This is a genomic window from Veillonella sp. CAG:933, assembly GCF_000431435.1.
GTDB lineage: Bacteria > Bacillota > Negativicutes > Veillonellales > Veillonellaceae > Veillonella_A.
The window spans coordinates 40,008-56,551 of sequence record NZ_HF986261.1; the positions used below are offsets into that span (position 1 = coordinate 40,008).

Consider the following 16,544-nt stretch of genomic DNA (forward strand, 5'->3'; position numbering starts at 1 on the left):
TTTAGCGGCTTCCTTTCACCACTTGCAATACAGTATCAGCTGTTATGGTATCAATAGAATAATAAGTTCCACGCATAGCCTGCATCAGTTCTTTCGCAATTCCAAGGCGGATAAAATCTTGCTCTGTATCTAATATCAAAATCCCCACCGGTAAATCAATAAAAGCTTTCCCCCAAGCTAAAGCTTCGTTTACCGGATTATCGGTTTCACCATAGGTTGCCCGACCATCCGTAACAATAAAAACGTCTATTTTTTCGGTTGGTGAACGTCGTAAAACCTGCTCACAAGTTCTATAAGCCAATTCCAAAGCCCCTGCAAGCGGTGTTTTACCACCGGTAGGTAAATGTTCTAATAGACGTCTTGCCAACTCAATACTGCCGGTAAAAGGTAATACCAATTCCGCTTTCTCCTTGCGAAATACGATAAGACCTACTTTATCACGTTTCTCATAGGCATCCTGTAATAAACTGAAAATAGCACCTTTCACGGCCTCCATACGTTTGCGAGCCGCCATAGAACCACTGGCATCCACAACAAATAGATAATGACCACCGACTTGTTTTTCACGCTCTTTACGTCGATAATCCGGTGCCTTGATTTGAATGGCTAACGAACTGTTATTTTGTAACTCCGAATGCCGTATTTTTTGATACGGTGCAGCCGCTCGTATAGTCGCATCCAAAGCTAAATCTTTTAACGGTTCCGGATATTGGATAGCTCTTACATAATGACCGCCGCAATCTCCGGCTTTAGTACGTAAGCGCTTGCCTGAACCTTTTCGTGCCTTACGATCCATTGTTTTATTGTCATCTAAACGCAAGCCCATTAAGTTTTGATTCATGGCCGCTATTAATTCCGGCCATATATTATTTACACCATCGTTTTCAAGGCTATCATCCTGATTGTCCAAATCATTTTGACTTTCGTTCTCAGAGGATTCATTTAAACTATCTAAATCGTCACTAAGATCAGACTGTGACTGATTATCTTGGCTAACATCATTTTCATTGTCACCCTCTAATTCAGTATTCTGAATATCTTCGTTATCGTTATTTTGCTCCGGTTCTTGCGAATTATTATCCGGAGTATTTTCCTCCTCACTGACCGTACCATTATCATGATTATTTTCTGATTGATTATTATCTCTATCGAGTGACTGATTTTGACTATTTCCCACTTCAGTTTGTTGCCGCATACGATGAGGCAATACATATAAAGTAGCTTCCTCTACGTGTTTCGGTAAAATATATGACTTTTGATCTAGCCCAGCCAATGCCGCTGCCGCAACCGCCAGTAAAAATTCATTGGTATTGCCTACCGCACCGGATTTTACTATATAGCTGATACAGAGTTGCAATATAGCCTCGGACGGCACTATCTCCGATATCAAGGTTTCAGCATTTCTGAAATCCGCTACCGACATCATCGACTCAGTATATTCGGAATTTAAGATATCTCGCAATACAGCCAACCGTTTTGCTTCACCAGGGTTTTCCATCGCTACATGTAGATCTATAGTTTCCCACTCAGAAATAGTTAAACTCCCTTCTGCTGTATTAACGGTACCGATTAAGGTACCACCCATCTCTCGAATACGTTGTAATAGCAAGTGCCGTAAAGATTCACGAATCAAATGAAAGTCATCGATAAAAAACACCTTTACAGATTGATTAAACAAACCTTTGCCGGCTACATAGTGCCCGACTCGAATAGTTTGTTCCAAATCTATATGGTCGGTCAACGACTCCGCTTGAATATGCACAGGAATTGTGCGATACGGAATGTTCCATTGTTGTAACAATTTACGGGCACGATAACTCTTACCTACACCGGTCGGACCTGAAATTATAAGACTATTTATTTTTGGTTGTATAAGAGCCATAGCTAAAGCTCTCTCTACAGTCGCTGCCATAATGCCCACCTATACACTGTTTAAGCGCTTTTGCACACTAAAAAATTAATCTTCTGAATCCAAAATATCAGTAACACTACTCCAATCAAAGCCCTGCTCTTCAAACGGACGGCGGCGCATACGATGCGGCAATACCAATTGTGCCGCCACTTTCAAGTCATCATTATTAATCTCGGTTCGCTCATTATATGCAGCCAACGCTTTGGCCGTATGAAGCATCGTAATATCCGGACGATGTCCGTCAACATTAAGACGAATTGATAAAGCGGCAATCTTGCGTAATACCGTATCTGTAACACTAACTTGCGATAATAGAGATCGAGCTTTAACAACAGTTTCAGCCAATTCTCGATCGCTTTCTTTGTACGATGCCGCAAAAGTAACTTTATCGCTTTCAAAAGCCAAACGTCGTTTTACAACTTCCATACGTAATTCGGGTTCACGCTCACCTTTAACATCTACCGATAAACCAAAACGATCCAATAATTGTGGGCGAATATCACCTTCTTCGGGATTCATAGTGCCTACTAATATAAATTTCGCCGGATGAGAGTAGCTAATACCTTCTCGTTCAACCGTATTGACCCCCATAGCAGCTGCGTCCAAAAGAACATCCACCACATGATCGTCCAACAAATTTATCTCATCTACATACAAAATATTATTGTGAGCTTTCGCCAATATACCGGGCTCAAATTTTTTCTTTCCTTCAGTTAAGGCATACTCCAAATCTATTGTTCCTACCACGCGATCTTCGGTAGCATTAATCGGTAATTCCACAACTTGCATCGACTCGGCCCCATCAGTTTCTAACGGTGGCAGAATAGCCGCTAATGCACGTACAGCTGTTGATTTAGCCGTTCCTTTTTCCCCTTTTATCAAAACACCGCCGATAGCCGGTGAAATAGCATTTAAAATCAAAGCACGTTTCATGTCCGTCTGCCCTACAATTGCCGAAAAAGGATATAGAATTTGTTTAAATTGTGCTCCCTGCTCTATTACATTAATATCACTCATGTTATCGACTCCTACTATTCATTTAACTCTACCGTCATATCAGGCGGCAATGTATTTCCACGACGATACGGTTCAATATCAGTTGCATCATTCGGGAACACAAAAATACGTTGCTGTGTAAAATATGGATCTTCATACACAGCTGCAGACAGATGAAAAGCTTTTTTCAAATTTTTAGCCGTCAATACCTCTTTAGGCAGCCCATCCGCCACTAAGTGACCTTCTGAAATCAATAAAAGTCGCGTACAAAATTTAGCAGCCAACTCTAAATCATGAACAACAATAAAAATAGTTTTACCTGATTCACAATATTGGCGCCCCTGCCTGAAAATCTCATCAGCATATACTAAGTCCAAAGCTGCGGTTGGTTCATCGAGTAATAACAGCTCGGTTTCCTGTGCTAACGCCTTTGCCAAAAATACACGCTGCCGCTCGCCGCCACTCAATTCATTCACTGCACGATCCCTTAAGTGCCAAATACCAACGTTTTTCATAACAGCTTCAACAACATTTTCATCATTGGCGGACTCGTTTTGCCACCACTTTAAAAATGGATAGCGTGCGGTCATAACAATTTCCTTAGCTGTATAGCCAAAATTCAAATTTACACTCTGTTGCATGTAAGCAACTTGTCGGGCAATTTGTTTATCACTTTGATGGGGTATCGAAGCACCATTTAATATAACCGAGCCGTCCGTAAAAGGATATAAACCGCGTAGCGCTTTTAAAAAAGTTGTTTTACCCGAACCATTAGGCCCTATAATACCGATAAACTCACCACTTTCAGCTTTTAAAGAGATATCATGTAAAATCTGTTGATTACTCAAGGACACACTTAGATGTTCTACACTTAATTCCATTTAAATGCCTCCTTTTTGACGAACACGACGTAACAGATACAAGAAATACGGAGCCCCTAACAAAGCTGTCATAATGCCTACCCTAATTTCGCTAGGAGCCGCCAATACACGGCCGAGCGTATCACAAAATATGAGAAAAAGTGCCCCTGCTAAAGCTGAAACCGGCAACAATACACGATGATCGGGCCCTACTAAAATTCGAACAATATGAGGAATAATAAGCCCTACAAAACCGATAGCACCACTAACACATACCGCGGTAGCTGTAATAAATGATGCTAAAAACAAGAAAATTAACCGATATAGCATAACCGGAACGCCCAATGCCTTTGCTTCCGTATCACCTAATACCAACACATTCAATTGACGTCCCAATGTAATTAGAATTGTCGTCCCAATAAGAAACGGTCCAATAGCGAGAAAAACATGTTCCCAACGTCTGAAATCGAGACCGCCTACCATCCAAAACAAAAATTCACGCAACCGATATTCATTCATCAGTGTCAAAATACCGGATGTAAAAGCCCCCAACAACATACTAATGGCAACACCGGCCAATAATAATGTAGCGGTCTCCACGCGACCGCCTCGCATAGTTAATAAAATAGTAATACTAACAGCCATAAACGCACCAACAAAGGCAAACATCGGCATATAGAACATCCCCATTGAAGTGAGCCCTAAGGAAATAGCAATAACAGCACCTAGTGAGGCCCCTGCCGAAACACCCATAATCCCCGGATCAGCCAAGGGATTAGAGAAAATTCCCTGCATAACGGCACCGGCCAATGCTAAAGAGGCTCCAACCATAAGCCCTATTAAAATACGTGGCATGCGAATGTACCACAGCACCGCTTCCTGCTCCGGCTCTAATGGATTGGTTACCGTTACAGGTATCCCCAAACCTTGCCAAATACTCTGCAAACCGCCCAACACGGGCACCTTAATGGTACCCAAATGAAGAGCTATAATAATTATCCCTAACAGAAGTACTATCAATATTAAAATACTGATAACTTGTTTCTTTTTTCTTTCCATACCGCTCACCAAATTAATTATTCAAATTACATCCTTTAATAACTAAAATTTTTTTGGAATCGAATCCGCTTGAATATACTCAGGATAAACGATTTTCACTATTTCAATCATCGCTTCACCGATATGCTGATTACTCGTATACAGATACGCGGCCCGAACAGGCATTACATGATTATTGCGCATAGCCTTCATCGACTGAAAAGCCGGTGTATGTAAAAACCTTTCTTCCAAACCTTTATCCATAGTTTGATAAGCCGGTATCAGTAAGTAATCGGGATTCATATCGATAACTCGCTCATCAGTAAATGAAATACGTGGCGGATAGCCACGATAAGAAGGAGCATTACGAATCCCCATATAGTGACTCATATCATCGAAAAAACTTCCTGTTCCGGTATAACCGTCCATGGATGATACAAAGAGAACGCTTCGACGTTTATCGTCAGGTATGTTATTTACTTGATTCTGTAACCAATCAATCTCAGCTCTAATCTTACGGCTGTAATAATCCCCTTTTTCAGGCTCTCCCACAAGATATGCCATTGTTTCTATATTCTTAATAGTACTTTCTACCGTTTTTCCGGAGTTAACAACTACTGTAGGAATCCCCATGCCACGTAAGGCGTCGATTACATCTTTAGATGTATATTCCGGTGCCAATACCAAATCCGGTTTTAACTTTACAATTTTCTCAAAAGGATAGCTGTATAATTGTGTTTTTACTTGTTTTGCCTTTTGCCATTCCATAGAATAGCCTTCATACTTCACCAGCGAACTGATTGCTGCTATTCGTGACGTATCAATAAGTCCCAACAAAACTGTATCATACGCTGATGTTAGTGTTACAATACGCTGTGGATAGTCAGGAATTTTCACAGTTACACCATCCGCACTTTTAACCGTTTTAGTATAATTATCGGATGTAGTATCTATAGCCGGATGAACTCCACACCCGGACAATCCGATTAAGCATAATATGCTAAGCAAACCGGCAATAATAATCCTTCGATTTATTTTCCAATAATCCATGAGATTATACCCTCATCATTTGTTTATTCTGATAATATTTAATAAAGATTTTTTTCATAGTACATTCTAAAGGATTTATAGTCTGACCTAATTGAACTCGACTATAACAGGCACCACCACAGTAATTAATAAAATTACAATTAGTACATATATCAACAACCGGCTCTAAATGTGTCAATAATATGGTCTCCCTTTTGCGGTCTACACCGCCGGAAACATGTCCGAGGCAATATTCTTCGCGACCGGCTAAAGAGGCGCAAGCATACATCATACCATCCGGACTTACATACATCCCGGACTTATGAAGTGCATAACAATGCGAAAACGGAGTATAGCCCTTTTGTAATTTACTAATTTTATCAAGTTGAGATATTATAAGTGAACGATTGGTTATGTTTTGCCAATACTCCAGCCTACTTAGCATTTTATGAATACCGGCTTCCAACATTTCTTCATTAATGAGCAATTCTTCTTTACCGCGACCTTGCGGACGCACCAAATTAAATCCGACTTGACGCACATTTCCCAAATAAAAGGCCAAATCTATAACCTTGTCCAATCGCTCCACAGTAATTGTATTAACTACTGTCGTAATTCCTATTTCAATACCTGCACTACTTAAAAGTTGAATCCCTTTAATTGTATCCGTTGTAGAGTCACTAAAATCCTTATAGGGTCTATTTATAGCATTGCTGTCGGCAAAACCATCCAAGCTGACACCTATGCCAATTTGATATTTCTTTATAAAATCTATTTTTTGTTCATCTAACAGCGTCGCATTCGTCTGTATCTGTAATTTAGCTTTAAATTTATGATATTCTAACCATTCAACACATTTAACCAACAAGTCCCACGCCAATAAAGGTTCCCCGCCGGTAAATTGAATAGTAGGCGTACCCGAATATTCTGTTATATACTGTAGGGCCTGCTCAGCTATACTCCACGGCATAGATTGTTGAATCTGATTGGATGCATAGCAATATGAACAGTTTAAATTACACTGACCGGTTAAAGCCAAAATAAGCAACTGAACTGATTGCGAATGTATTTTATTGTTCATATTGCAATTAATGCACGCCATATTATCATTATCCTATATATAAAAAAATAGATTATGTAACCTCTTAAACTATTTCCTAATTAAAGTTGTAAACCACATCGATAGATAGAGATATTGATTTACCGGTTGTATTCTCTATACCACCACTTTGAGAAACTAAGCGACCGGCTGCATTATCTAATATGGCATAGCCACTTGAGCTTGTCATTGTGGCATCAATAAAATTACCATTCTCATCAAAAGTAACTATAAAACTAACTGTCCCGGTCAAATTTCGACGAGCAGCTTGTGCCGGCATAACCTTATTAGCCTCAACCCGAGCATAGTATCCCCCGGCATCAAAACTGCCACCGCTTTGTGCCGGTTCTTCAGCCGGTGTTCCATCGGCAGTACCATAACCTTCAGTACCTGTACCGGTACCGAATTGATTACTGCCACCTTCGCCCAGCGTATCTGTAATGCCCGGATTGCCGACTTGACTGCCTACATCGCCTCTGACATTAACACCTGCGTCCTCATGTCCGCCTAAATACGGATTCAAATCTTTTAAACCTTCCGTTGGTTTGCCTGATAAATCAGGCAATATTGTGCCGGCTTTACCACCATTCAGCATATCCTCTACAGGCTTATTAGGTTGATTCGCTTTAGGCTGTTCCGTACTGACTTCATATTTGCTCATGTCTATATTAACGACTAAATCATTGTACTTTGTCTCATAGTTTGACATAGTTTGAAGTGCTATCGCTACCGATGTTATGAAAACGGCATTTATCGCTATGGATAATAATAACGGCGTTCTATAATTTTGTCCTATCATAGAGTCACTTCCGTTCTGTTGCTACACTAACAAATCGTGCCCCGTTAACTTTTAAATCGTCTAGTATTTCAATAACATCGTTATATACTACATCTTTCGATGCTCTCACAACAAATGCTTGTTCCGGCATTTTATTTACAATCGCTTTTATTTCATTTGGCAGATCATTTGGATTAATTTCGCGCTCATTAAGATACATTTTATGAGTACTCGTTAAAGAAATAGTAATCGGTTCTATTGTTTTAGCACTGGAACTAGATGCTTTTGGCAAACTTAGCGGAATTTGTTGTTCAGTATTCATATATAAAGTGCTCATCATGAAAAATACCAATAAAAAGAAAACTATATCTATCATCGGTATAATCATAATATCCGGTTCTTTATCTATACCTTTGGACCGTCGTTTCATAATGAATGGCTCCTGTTATACACATCCAAAATATTACCAAAACTTTGTTCCAGTCTAGCTATAAAAGTATTCACTTTATAAGCACAATAGCTATGAAAAAATAAAGCAATAATGGCTACTGTCAAACCTGTTGCTGTGGCTATTAACGCTTCAGATACACCACCGGTAATAACCGTAGGTGCGCCAATATCACCGCCAACCGCAGCAAAAGAGCGAATCATACCCACTACAGTACCTAATAAGCCTAATAAAGGAGCCATAGTTACCATCATGGATAACCAATTAAGACCTCGCTTTAAGTCCATATCAACAATAGTGACTGTATCCTCTAAACGATTAGTTAAATTGAGATAATTTCGAGCTGCTTTCATAGACATAACCAAATGTCCCACCATATTATTGTCTAAGGACTCAAGTTGATTTAATAAAGCTGACCATGCTTTATTTTCTTGGTCGTATTCGGTTACTGTTTTTAACTGACTGAGAGTCTGACTAAATTGACGATATAAGCGTATTCTTTCAATACCAATAGTCCATGACGCAATTAAAAATATAAGCAATGGATACATAACTAAACCACCGGCATTAAATAAATGAATTATATGCTCCATAATGTTCCTCCAAATATACTATTTTGACCTGTCATTCACTAAAGAATGTTATCCGATCAAATATTTAAGTATATATTAAGCAGCACAATCAACATTTATAATTGTGCTGCTTATTTAATTAAAACTTGTAGGAATAGTCAACCATATAGTTTCTGCCTAAAGAGTAGAAATTAGATGTACTGTTTGTCAAAATGTCTTTTCTATCGAAAAGATTGTTTATATGTAACGAGATTCTTTGATTAGCATTAGGCTCATATGCTACATGTAAATCTGTAAAGAATTGAGGTTTAATGTGACGTTGATATTTATCGGCTGACGTTCTGTTCCCCACAAAGTTTGTCATCAAATCAGCGCTCCATTTATCCTTTTGATAATGCAAGCCACTTGTAATCTGATATTTGTTATAAATCGAATGCCAATCCGAATCGCCGTAAATCTTACCGGAACGAGTCTTTGGATTTTGGAACATTATACCCCAGTTGCTTGAGAATTCCTTATTGTGCTGTAATACAGTAGATAATTCAATACCTGTACTGCGCTGATCTTGGTTGTTATACTCTACATCGATTAAACCATGTGTCTCAATTACTTTAGCTTCAATCGCATCTTTTATATCATAGTGGAACAGAGCTACTTTATAGGTGGCTTTACCTGTAATTTTCTTATAACCTATTTCGTAATGTGTTCCCGATTCAGGTTTTAAATCTAATTTCGGATATATATTACCGATACCGAAAATCTGTGTTAACGCCGGCAATCGGAAAGATTTGCCTACTTTGCCGTACACCGATGTATTTTGATCAATTTGGTGAATATATTGAATTTCCGGAGTAAATTTACTCATGCTGTCATTTTTAGTTTCCGTACTTACTCCGTTTACAGTTTGCTCAGCTTTAATATTATTAGCCCATGTTTGTCGTGCACTCACTATTACATTGTCTTTTTCAGATGCCGCATAATCCACCGAGGCGAATAAGGAGTACGTATTTCGCTTCTGAGTACTTCCTGTTTTAACCGCAGTACTTTGAGACATGCCGGATGAGCCCGTAGTCGCTGTGCCACGCAAGTCCATATCTTCGAATTTTACATCACCACCAATAAGGAATACGGCTTTATCTGTTAAAAATTCCTTTTGTAAGCTAATATTCGTATTATGACCTTTCCGCCAAGAGTATAAGTCTTTAGCCGCCTTAACGCCTCTAGTGCTTACCCCGGTTTGATAGGAAGTCTTTTCCTGAGTGCCATAGGAAATATAACCCTTCCAAGTATCTTTGTCATAGTTTAAGGTAAATAAGTTATCTCTATCCTCATAATCATTAACTTTCCAAAGTTTACCTTTATACATGTTATTATCGTTATATACTAAATAACGATTCTTGTTCGTATTGTAATATTGTGAAAAAGTTACTCCGTCGGTAATTTTATATTTCCAAAGCAAAGAGCGCTTATTCCCATTATCATAATCATAATGAGTTTTGTTACGACCGGTTGAATACGAATTACCTGCCATTTCTGCAGCAAAACCTCTATGTTCGGCACTCATCATAATAGAAAAACTATCATCACCAAATGTTAATGATCCTCTTTGTTTACCAAAATTGCCTACACCTACCGATACTTGGTTATTAACATGACCTTTTGTACGAATGTTAATTACACCACCGGTGGCTTCGCTACCATATAAAACAGTACCGCCACCTTTTACAACTTCAATGCTATCAATAATATCGGTAGGAATGTCATCCAAATTGTATTTACCATCCTGATTCAACGGCACACCGTCTAATAATACTAAAGTCCCTTTTTCTACGCCACGAATCATTATTTTACTGGTCATCGTCCCCATAGATGTGCCATTAAACCCTTGCGATTGAGAAATAACGCCTAAAGTATTCTGCAATACATCATATGCGTTGGCCGCTCCTGTCCTTTGAATATCTTCTTGTGTATATACATCAACAATAGCAGGCGTAGCTAAATCAGTAGCTTCCAAACGTTTAGCGGTAACAGTTACAACGTGTGTATTGATTTCACCGTCAACTTTATTTACATTAGTATCCACTGTTTCTGCAAATGCCATATTAGACATATAGCATAAAATGCCCATTGTTAAATAAAAAACTCTCTTCTTACCGATGTACATATTACTACCTTCCAAAAACCTCTAAAAAAACAAGTATCTCAAACCCATACATACTTGTTAAACAAATTACTTCACACCCTAAACACAAAAAAGTAACTTGTATTCATATAAAAAACTAGAATGTATGTTGATAACTAACAGTATAATTAAATGGATTATCCCAGTATTCCCATGCACCATTAGTAATTACATTATGTCTATCTAAAATATTATTAAGATTGATTTGAACAGTATCATTTTTACTGAATGCATACGAAACATAAGCATTTAAATTAATTAAATCCGGATTAGTTCCTCCATCTCTGTTTTTCAAGCGTTTAGTTAACCAATTCAACGCAATTCCTGCATCCAACTTGTCATCGGTATAATTTAACCCCGCATTAAATTGAAGTTTTGGATACGCTTGATTCCATGTAGATACACCGATTTCCTGTTTTTTAGGATTAGAATAAGTTGTCCCTAAAGACAAAGTTAATTTATCGGACAATAAATGCTTGTAATCTAATTCTATGCCGGTATTTTGGAATTTGCCGCCATTAATTCGAACCGTATTCTTACCGGTATCAGGGTCCGGTGCCCAATCGAAGAAGTTTTTAAAGTCCATATAGAATAAGGCTACTTTCCATGAATCTTTTTCAGTTACATGTTTATAACCAACTTCGTAGTTCCAGCCTTCTTCCGGTTTTAAGTTTGGCCCGCTAATCGCCTGATAACCGCCATTTACGTATTTAAAAGTATCAGATAAATTTGGCATCGTGAATGCTTTACCGACATTCGAGTAAATAGATGAATGCTCGTCCAATTTATACAGCATCTGCCATTGAGGCATAAATACATTTTGATCATTTACCGGGTCAGCAATTTTTTGAAAACGGGCGCCTAGAATAGTAGTTAATTTAGGATTAATCTCATAAGAATAACTACCATACAACGCTATATTATTTCGTCCGGCTTTTACATTTGAAGTAGCCGCTGCGGTACCCTTATAAGTATCACGGCTAACTAATAAACCCCCGATAAAAGAGTCCTTATTATCGCGTAAACTCCATTCATGTTGAATGTCAACGCCATACTTACGAGCTAGATAATTACTTGCATTTTCAGTCCACTTATTAGCCGCCAAATTTTTGCTTTCCCCATATAAATCACGATCTGTATAAAAAACTAGGGCTTTAGTATTGTCATAATCATAAGTCAATGATACATTATTCTTTTTATCATTATAGTGATAGCGCTTGCTTTCTTTAGCCTCTGTAGTCTTCGTTTTTGTTAACGTCCCCGGAACCACAATTTGACCATACGTGGAGTTGGACTCACTGCGCATATAACTTAAGTCCAAGCGTTCACTCAACTTAGCATTTAAAGCAATATTAAATAAATCACCTTTGCCGCGTTCATTATAATATTCATATTTACGCTTGCCGTCTAAATCCTTACGATTTGGACTCGTTCTGTCAACAGCTCCGAAAAACTCTTTACCTACGGCAATATTAAAATCTTTATTGCCGGCCGAGACCAAATATTGCTTAAATCCTAAATTACCTACCCCAACCTTAGCTTTAACATAATCCGTTTCAGGTGTTGAAGTTATAATATTGATAACCCCACCCATAGCCTCAGCACCATATAATGTGGAAGACGCACCTTTTACAATTTCAACTTTTTCCACATTTTCCGGTAATAAGCCACTTAAGCTATTTTTACCGTTCAAATTAATAGGAGCGCCATTAATCAGAATAAGCGCACCACGTTCTAACCCTCGAATATTTACTCGGCTATCCATAGAACCATAATCAAGTCCGCCTGCCCCATAAGAGAAATTCGTAATCCCTGTTGTAAACGAAATAGCATCAAATACAGTCTTAGCCCCTGTATTTTTAATATCTTCTTTAGTCAATACTGTTGTTGCCGCCGGAGTTTCCAATTCTCTTGTTTCTGTACGTTGAGCTGTAACTACAATCGGATCCAATGTATATGAATCAGAAGTTACATCAGCACCTAAAACAACACCCGTATACAAACAATTTGATACAACACTTAGTAAAATTAATTTTCTTAACACAGATTTGTTTAGTACACTCTTTTTTGTCATAATAACCTCTTAACACCAATACCAAAAACAAAACACCTGATGTGTCTAACTTCATGATTAAACACATAAAAATATATTCGAGTTGCGATAAATTCCCTAATTTTTTATCGTAACTGGAATTCCACATTAACACTGGTAGTTGTACTTATTGGCTCACTGCCTCTTCTGGCCGGTTCAAACCGCCAACTACTTACTGCATCCAAGGCAGCCTGATCCAAAATATCACTGCCTGATGAATCATTTACCCACACTGACTCAACACTTCCGTCAGCGCCTATAGTCAATCCTACGCCAACACTGCCACGCACATTTTGGTTACGTGCCGCTCTTGGATATTTTGGTTTAGGCGTATAGGTTGGTACCGGTCTGTAAAAAGTAGTATCAACGTCAGTACCATTAGCATCACCCTGAATACCGGGCTCTGTTCCGGTACCAAAACCGGCAAGACCACCGCTACCTGAACCACTGCCGCCACTATTAAGAGCTGAGTCCAAGCCCGCATTTATCACCCCTTGCTGAGTCGTTTCCTGATGTTTAGTAACAATACTATTTTCATTATTACTGGTTAATGGCTCAGAATATTCAGGTAATGCCGTTATAGGCGTTACTGCCGGTAAATTAGCTCCAAAATTCCCACTACCGTCACCACCGTCGCCACCACTATTAGGATTGCCCTTAGGATTAGGATGTTTAATTTCTACATAATCAATCTCAATAATCGATGACATATCATCCGCTTTAGGGATGGCCGGCCATGGCAAAAAAGGAATAACGGTTAATACAACGGCATGAAAAATGAGTGAGGCGACCCAAGGCTTAGTCCACATATTTCGACTATTCATTGAATTCTCTCCTATCTTTCTTCAGCGGCTATAGATACTTTTTGAATCCCTGATTTTTTAGCTGTATCAATAACACTTACTACACGTCCATAATTAACACCCGCATCACCGCGAACAATAATGGCCAGCTCCGGATTTTTACTTTTTTCAGCTTCCAAGCGTGCTTTCAACTGACCTTCCGGAATTCGTTCCTGTTCCAAATAAATGGCTCCGTCCGCCGTTACCGTTATTGGCAATACTTTATCTAAGTTTACTTTAGATGTTGCAGCTTGCGGCAATTGAATAGGAACACTCTTTTGAACAACCATCGTCAACATACTCATCATGAAAAATACCAATAAAAAGAAGATAATATCAATCATAGGTATAATCATCAATTTAGGTTGATGTTCTATTTTCATTGACTTAAGCTTCATGACGTACACCTGCATTCGTATTAATTACATATAAAGAAGCAACATACTCAATATCGGCAATCAATACATTAACACGCTGAGCCAAATATGTATGAATTACCAAAGCCAAAATAGCTACCAATAAACCTGTAGCAGTCGCAATCAAGGCTTCACCGACACCGCCGGTAATAGCAAACGGCTCACCGGATTCGATAGAAAGCACACTAAAAGAACCAATCATACCGACAACAGTACCCAATAGACCTAATAACGGCGATAAGGTAACAATAGTTTCTAAATAATTCAGATATTTCTTTAATTGGAACACTTCGTGCGTAGCAATACTTTCTACCACATCAGCAGCTTTTAAATCTTCAGTACGCTCAACAATAGCCGTTTTAACAATATTACCGGCTACGCCCCCTGCTTCATCACAAAGCGCTTTAGCTTCTTCTAATTGACGAGTACGCAGTAAATTCGGTAATTGTTCTTTTAATAAATCAATATTAGATGATGCCGCCTTGTAACATAAATAACGATTTACACCTATTGTTACGGCTATAATTGAAGCCAGTAAAATAGGATACATAACTAAGCCACCCTTATGAAATAATGCTAAAATTTCCACGATTTTAAATCCTCCTTGATAAACACATCTCACAAAAACTATAAAAAAAAACGAATGTTTATATTATCGCTAATCCTCTTCCCATCGCTCGTAGGTTAAAACGATGATTCTCCTATAGGCAGTTCTCCTGGCTTAGATTCATCGCTTACCTCGCCTTCCCAGAAAAATCCAGTGGCAATGTGAGGTTTGCTCCTCCTACAGTGGCGGGACCGCATCGGCTTATACCGATTTCCCTATTAAGTCATCTGACACCTATATAATGTACTTTATTAATTATATGATTTTAGTATATAAAACTACATAATAGCTGTCAACTGTCCACATCTTCTTTGAATTAAATTAAATAAAAAAGTGTCATTATTTAGTTTTTAAGATAATTTAATACTATATAGTACTCTCAAATACTACATGAGGATATGTATTATCTGCAAAATAATGAACTGATGATTCAACACCATATAGCGTTTTTATAAAATCAACTGTCAATAATTCCTTGGGAGTTCCTTGACCTACCACATGCCCATCTTTAAGAGCTATCAAACGATGACAAAATTTAGCCGCTATATTCAAATCATGAACTGCCATCAAAGTAGTACGCTGTAATTTCTGAATAAGCTCCATTATTTCCAATTGATAGCGAATATCCAAATGATTGGTGGGCTCATCCAAAATTAGACACTCAGTATCTTGTGCCAATGCTCTCGCTAGAATAGTCCGCTGTTGTTCACCACCTGATAACGTATTAAAGCTTTGTTCCGCCTTTTCGAGCAGGCCTACTTTTGCCAAAGCTACTCTAGCCAATTCAAAATCATCTTTAGTATCACGCGACAACAGTTTTTTATAGGGAGCACGCCCCATCAAAACAATATCAATTACTTTAAAATCAAAATTATATATGTTATGTTGTGCCACTACGGCCATTTTTGAAGCTGTATCCCGATAGGATAATTCATCTATTAATTTACCGTCAATCGTAATTTTACCTTCATCCGGTTTTAACGTTCGATACACACACTTGAGAAAGGTGCTCTTACCGCTGCCGTTAGGACCGATAATTCCGAGGATTTCATTATTATATAATTCAATATTAATTCCTCGTAAAATATTCTTCTTACCGACGGACAACTGAATGTTTTGAGTACTAATTTCCATACCTTCACCTTAATTCCCAAATGAATAGGTTCTTTTAACTATTAAAAATACAAAGAACGGTGCCCCAATGACAGAAATAAGAATCCCAATCGGCAATTCTGCATGCGGCAATAAAATCCTACATAAAGCATCCGCTATAACCAAGAATATAGCTCCGACCAATGCCGAAAAAGGAATCAGCTTAATATGACCGGTTCCGACAAATAAACGAACCACATGCGGCACTAAAAGTCCTACAAAACCTATAATACCGGCTGAATATACAGCAAATCCGACAATTAGCGAACTCACTAACAAATGAATCTGTCTATATTTGTTAAGATCATAACCCAAAGTGATAGCCGCTTCATCGCCAACCAACATTAAATTAAGCATTCGACTTTGTAACCACAGAAACAATATAGAGCAAGCCATCACGACAGATAATACTTTTAATACGCCCCACGTTGCTCCGGCCATGCTTCCCATCATCCAAAATGCTATCGATTGCATAGCCTCTTTATTATTTGCAAAATATACAACTAAGCTTGTAAAAGAAG

Annotated in this window: 16 protein-coding genes and 1 riboswitch; all 16 genes read right to left on the reverse strand. The window is 38.4% G+C overall.

All coding sequences use genetic code 11. The features are described from left to right. Window position 1 precedes the first annotated feature (1 nt). Complete coding sequence (locus tag QZL64_RS13495) at window positions 2-1,912, reverse strand: VWA domain-containing protein (RefSeq protein WP_021842472.1); 1,911 nt, start codon at window positions 1,910-1,912, stop codon at window positions 2-4. Window positions 1,913-1,957: 45 nt separating this feature from the next. Continuing rightward, window positions 1,958-2,884 carry an ATP-binding protein gene (locus QZL64_RS13500; RefSeq protein ID WP_156705799.1) on the reverse strand — a complete coding sequence of 309 codons (927 nt, stop codon included), beginning with the start codon at window positions 2,882-2,884 and terminating at the stop codon, window positions 1,958-1,960. A 59-nt stretch (window positions 2,885-2,943) separates the two neighbouring features. Continuing rightward, on the reverse strand, window positions 2,944-3,789 hold the full coding sequence (locus QZL64_RS13505; RefSeq protein ID WP_021842474.1) for an ABC transporter ATP-binding protein: 846 nt from the start codon (window positions 3,787-3,789) through the stop codon (window positions 2,944-2,946). Continuing rightward, the gene (locus QZL64_RS13510; protein WP_021842475.1) at window positions 3,790-4,827 is read right to left on the reverse strand and encodes a FecCD family ABC transporter permease; all 1,038 of its coding nucleotides are present in this window, start codon (window positions 4,825-4,827) and stop codon (window positions 3,790-3,792) included. Between the two features lie 42 nt (window positions 4,828-4,869). Then, window positions 4,870-5,856, reverse strand: coding sequence for an ABC transporter substrate-binding protein (locus QZL64_RS13515; protein ID WP_021842476.1), 987 nt, complete (start codon window positions 5,854-5,856; stop codon window positions 4,870-4,872). A 4-nt stretch (window positions 5,857-5,860) separates the two neighbouring features. Then, on the reverse strand, window positions 5,861-6,916 hold the full coding sequence (locus QZL64_RS13520; RefSeq protein WP_226981807.1) for a radical SAM/SPASM domain-containing protein: 1,056 nt from the start codon (window positions 6,914-6,916) through the stop codon (window positions 5,861-5,863). 76 nt (window positions 6,917-6,992) lie between these two features. Beyond that, window positions 6,993-7,733, reverse strand: coding sequence for a TonB family protein (locus QZL64_RS13525; RefSeq protein WP_021842478.1), 741 nt, complete (start codon window positions 7,731-7,733; stop codon window positions 6,993-6,995). A gap of 4 nt (window positions 7,734-7,737) precedes the next feature. Beyond that, a complete protein-coding gene (locus QZL64_RS13530; RefSeq protein ID WP_021842479.1) occupies window positions 7,738-8,142 on the reverse strand; it encodes an ExbD/TolR family protein in 405 nt (134 codons plus the stop codon). Next, window positions 8,139-8,753: a MotA/TolQ/ExbB proton channel family protein gene (locus tag QZL64_RS13535; RefSeq protein ID WP_021842480.1), complete on the reverse strand. Its 615-nt coding sequence runs from the start codon at window positions 8,751-8,753 to the stop codon at window positions 8,139-8,141. The genes QZL64_RS13530 and QZL64_RS13535 overlap by 4 nt, the downstream gene beginning before the upstream one ends. A gap of 118 nt (window positions 8,754-8,871) precedes the next feature. Continuing rightward, entirely contained in the window at window positions 8,872-10,896 is a 2,025-nt protein-coding gene (locus tag QZL64_RS13540) for a TonB-dependent receptor (protein ID WP_021842481.1), read from the reverse strand. A gap of 115 nt (window positions 10,897-11,011) precedes the next feature. Beyond that, the gene (locus QZL64_RS13545) at window positions 11,012-12,988 is read right to left on the reverse strand and encodes a TonB-dependent receptor plug domain-containing protein (RefSeq protein ID WP_021842482.1); all 1,977 of its coding nucleotides are present in this window, start codon (window positions 12,986-12,988) and stop codon (window positions 11,012-11,014) included. Window positions 12,989-13,092: 104 nt separating this feature from the next. After that, the gene (locus QZL64_RS13550; RefSeq protein WP_021842483.1) at window positions 13,093-13,830 is read right to left on the reverse strand and encodes an energy transducer TonB; all 738 of its coding nucleotides are present in this window, start codon (window positions 13,828-13,830) and stop codon (window positions 13,093-13,095) included. Between the two features lie 11 nt (window positions 13,831-13,841). After that, window positions 13,842-14,246 (reverse strand): ExbD/TolR family protein, encoded by a 405-nt coding sequence (locus QZL64_RS13555; RefSeq protein WP_021842484.1) that lies wholly within the window; start codon window positions 14,244-14,246, stop codon window positions 13,842-13,844. After that, on the reverse strand, window positions 14,236-14,853 hold the full coding sequence (locus QZL64_RS13560; protein WP_021842485.1) for a MotA/TolQ/ExbB proton channel family protein: 618 nt from the start codon (window positions 14,851-14,853) through the stop codon (window positions 14,236-14,238). The genes QZL64_RS13555 and QZL64_RS13560 overlap by 11 nt, the downstream gene beginning before the upstream one ends. 100 nt (window positions 14,854-14,953) lie before the next feature. Then, window positions 14,954-15,124: riboswitch (cobalamin riboswitch) on the reverse strand. A gap of 113 nt (window positions 15,125-15,237) precedes the next feature. Next, a complete protein-coding gene (locus tag QZL64_RS13565; protein ID WP_021842486.1) occupies window positions 15,238-16,005 on the reverse strand; it encodes an ABC transporter ATP-binding protein in 768 nt (255 codons plus the stop codon). A gap of 9 nt (window positions 16,006-16,014) precedes the next feature. Further along, on the reverse strand, window positions 16,015-16,544 hold a 530-nt coding region (locus QZL64_RS13570), incomplete at its 5' end, for a FecCD family ABC transporter permease (protein ID WP_296309717.1).

What these genes read in the sequence shown, in the direction of transcription:
- QZL64_RS13525 (WP_021842478.1), bottom strand. Translation starts at nt 7,733, where the DNA reads ATGATAGGACAAAATTATAGAACGCCGTTATTATTATCCATAGCGATA.
- QZL64_RS13535 (WP_021842480.1), bottom strand. Translation starts at nt 8,753, where the DNA reads ATGGAGCATATAATTCATTTATTTAATGCCGGTGGTTTAGTTATGTAT.
- QZL64_RS13515 (WP_021842476.1), bottom strand. Translation starts at nt 5,856, where the DNA reads ATGGATTATTGGAAAATAAATCGAAGGATTATTATTGCCGGTTTGCTT.
- QZL64_RS13520 (WP_226981807.1), bottom strand. Translation starts at nt 6,916, where the DNA reads ATGAACAATAAAATACATTCGCAATCAGTTCAGTTGCTTATTTTGGCT.
- QZL64_RS13495 (WP_021842472.1), bottom strand. Translation starts at nt 1,912, where the DNA reads ATGGCAGCGACTGTAGAGAGAGCTTTAGCTATGGCTCTTATACAACCA.
- QZL64_RS13545 (WP_021842482.1), bottom strand. Translation starts at nt 12,988, where the DNA reads ATGACAAAAAAGAGTGTACTAAACAAATCTGTGTTAAGAAAATTAATT.
- QZL64_RS13510 (WP_021842475.1), bottom strand. Translation starts at nt 4,827, where the DNA reads ATGGAAAGAAAAAAGAAACAAGTTATCAGTATTTTAATATTGATAGTA.
- QZL64_RS13530 (WP_021842479.1), bottom strand. Translation starts at nt 8,142, where the DNA reads ATGAAACGACGGTCCAAAGGTATAGATAAAGAACCGGATATTATGATT.
- QZL64_RS13550 (WP_021842483.1), bottom strand. Translation starts at nt 13,830, where the DNA reads ATGAATAGTCGAAATATGTGGACTAAGCCTTGGGTCGCCTCACTCATT.
- QZL64_RS13565 (WP_021842486.1), bottom strand. Translation starts at nt 16,005, where the DNA reads ATGGAAATTAGTACTCAAAACATTCAGTTGTCCGTCGGTAAGAAGAAT.
- QZL64_RS13555 (WP_021842484.1), bottom strand. Translation starts at nt 14,246, where the DNA reads ATGAAGCTTAAGTCAATGAAAATAGAACATCAACCTAAATTGATGATT.
- QZL64_RS13505 (WP_021842474.1), bottom strand. Translation starts at nt 3,789, where the DNA reads ATGGAATTAAGTGTAGAACATCTAAGTGTGTCCTTGAGTAATCAACAG.
- QZL64_RS13540 (WP_021842481.1), bottom strand. Translation starts at nt 10,896, where the DNA reads ATGTACATCGGTAAGAAGAGAGTTTTTTATTTAACAATGGGCATTTTA.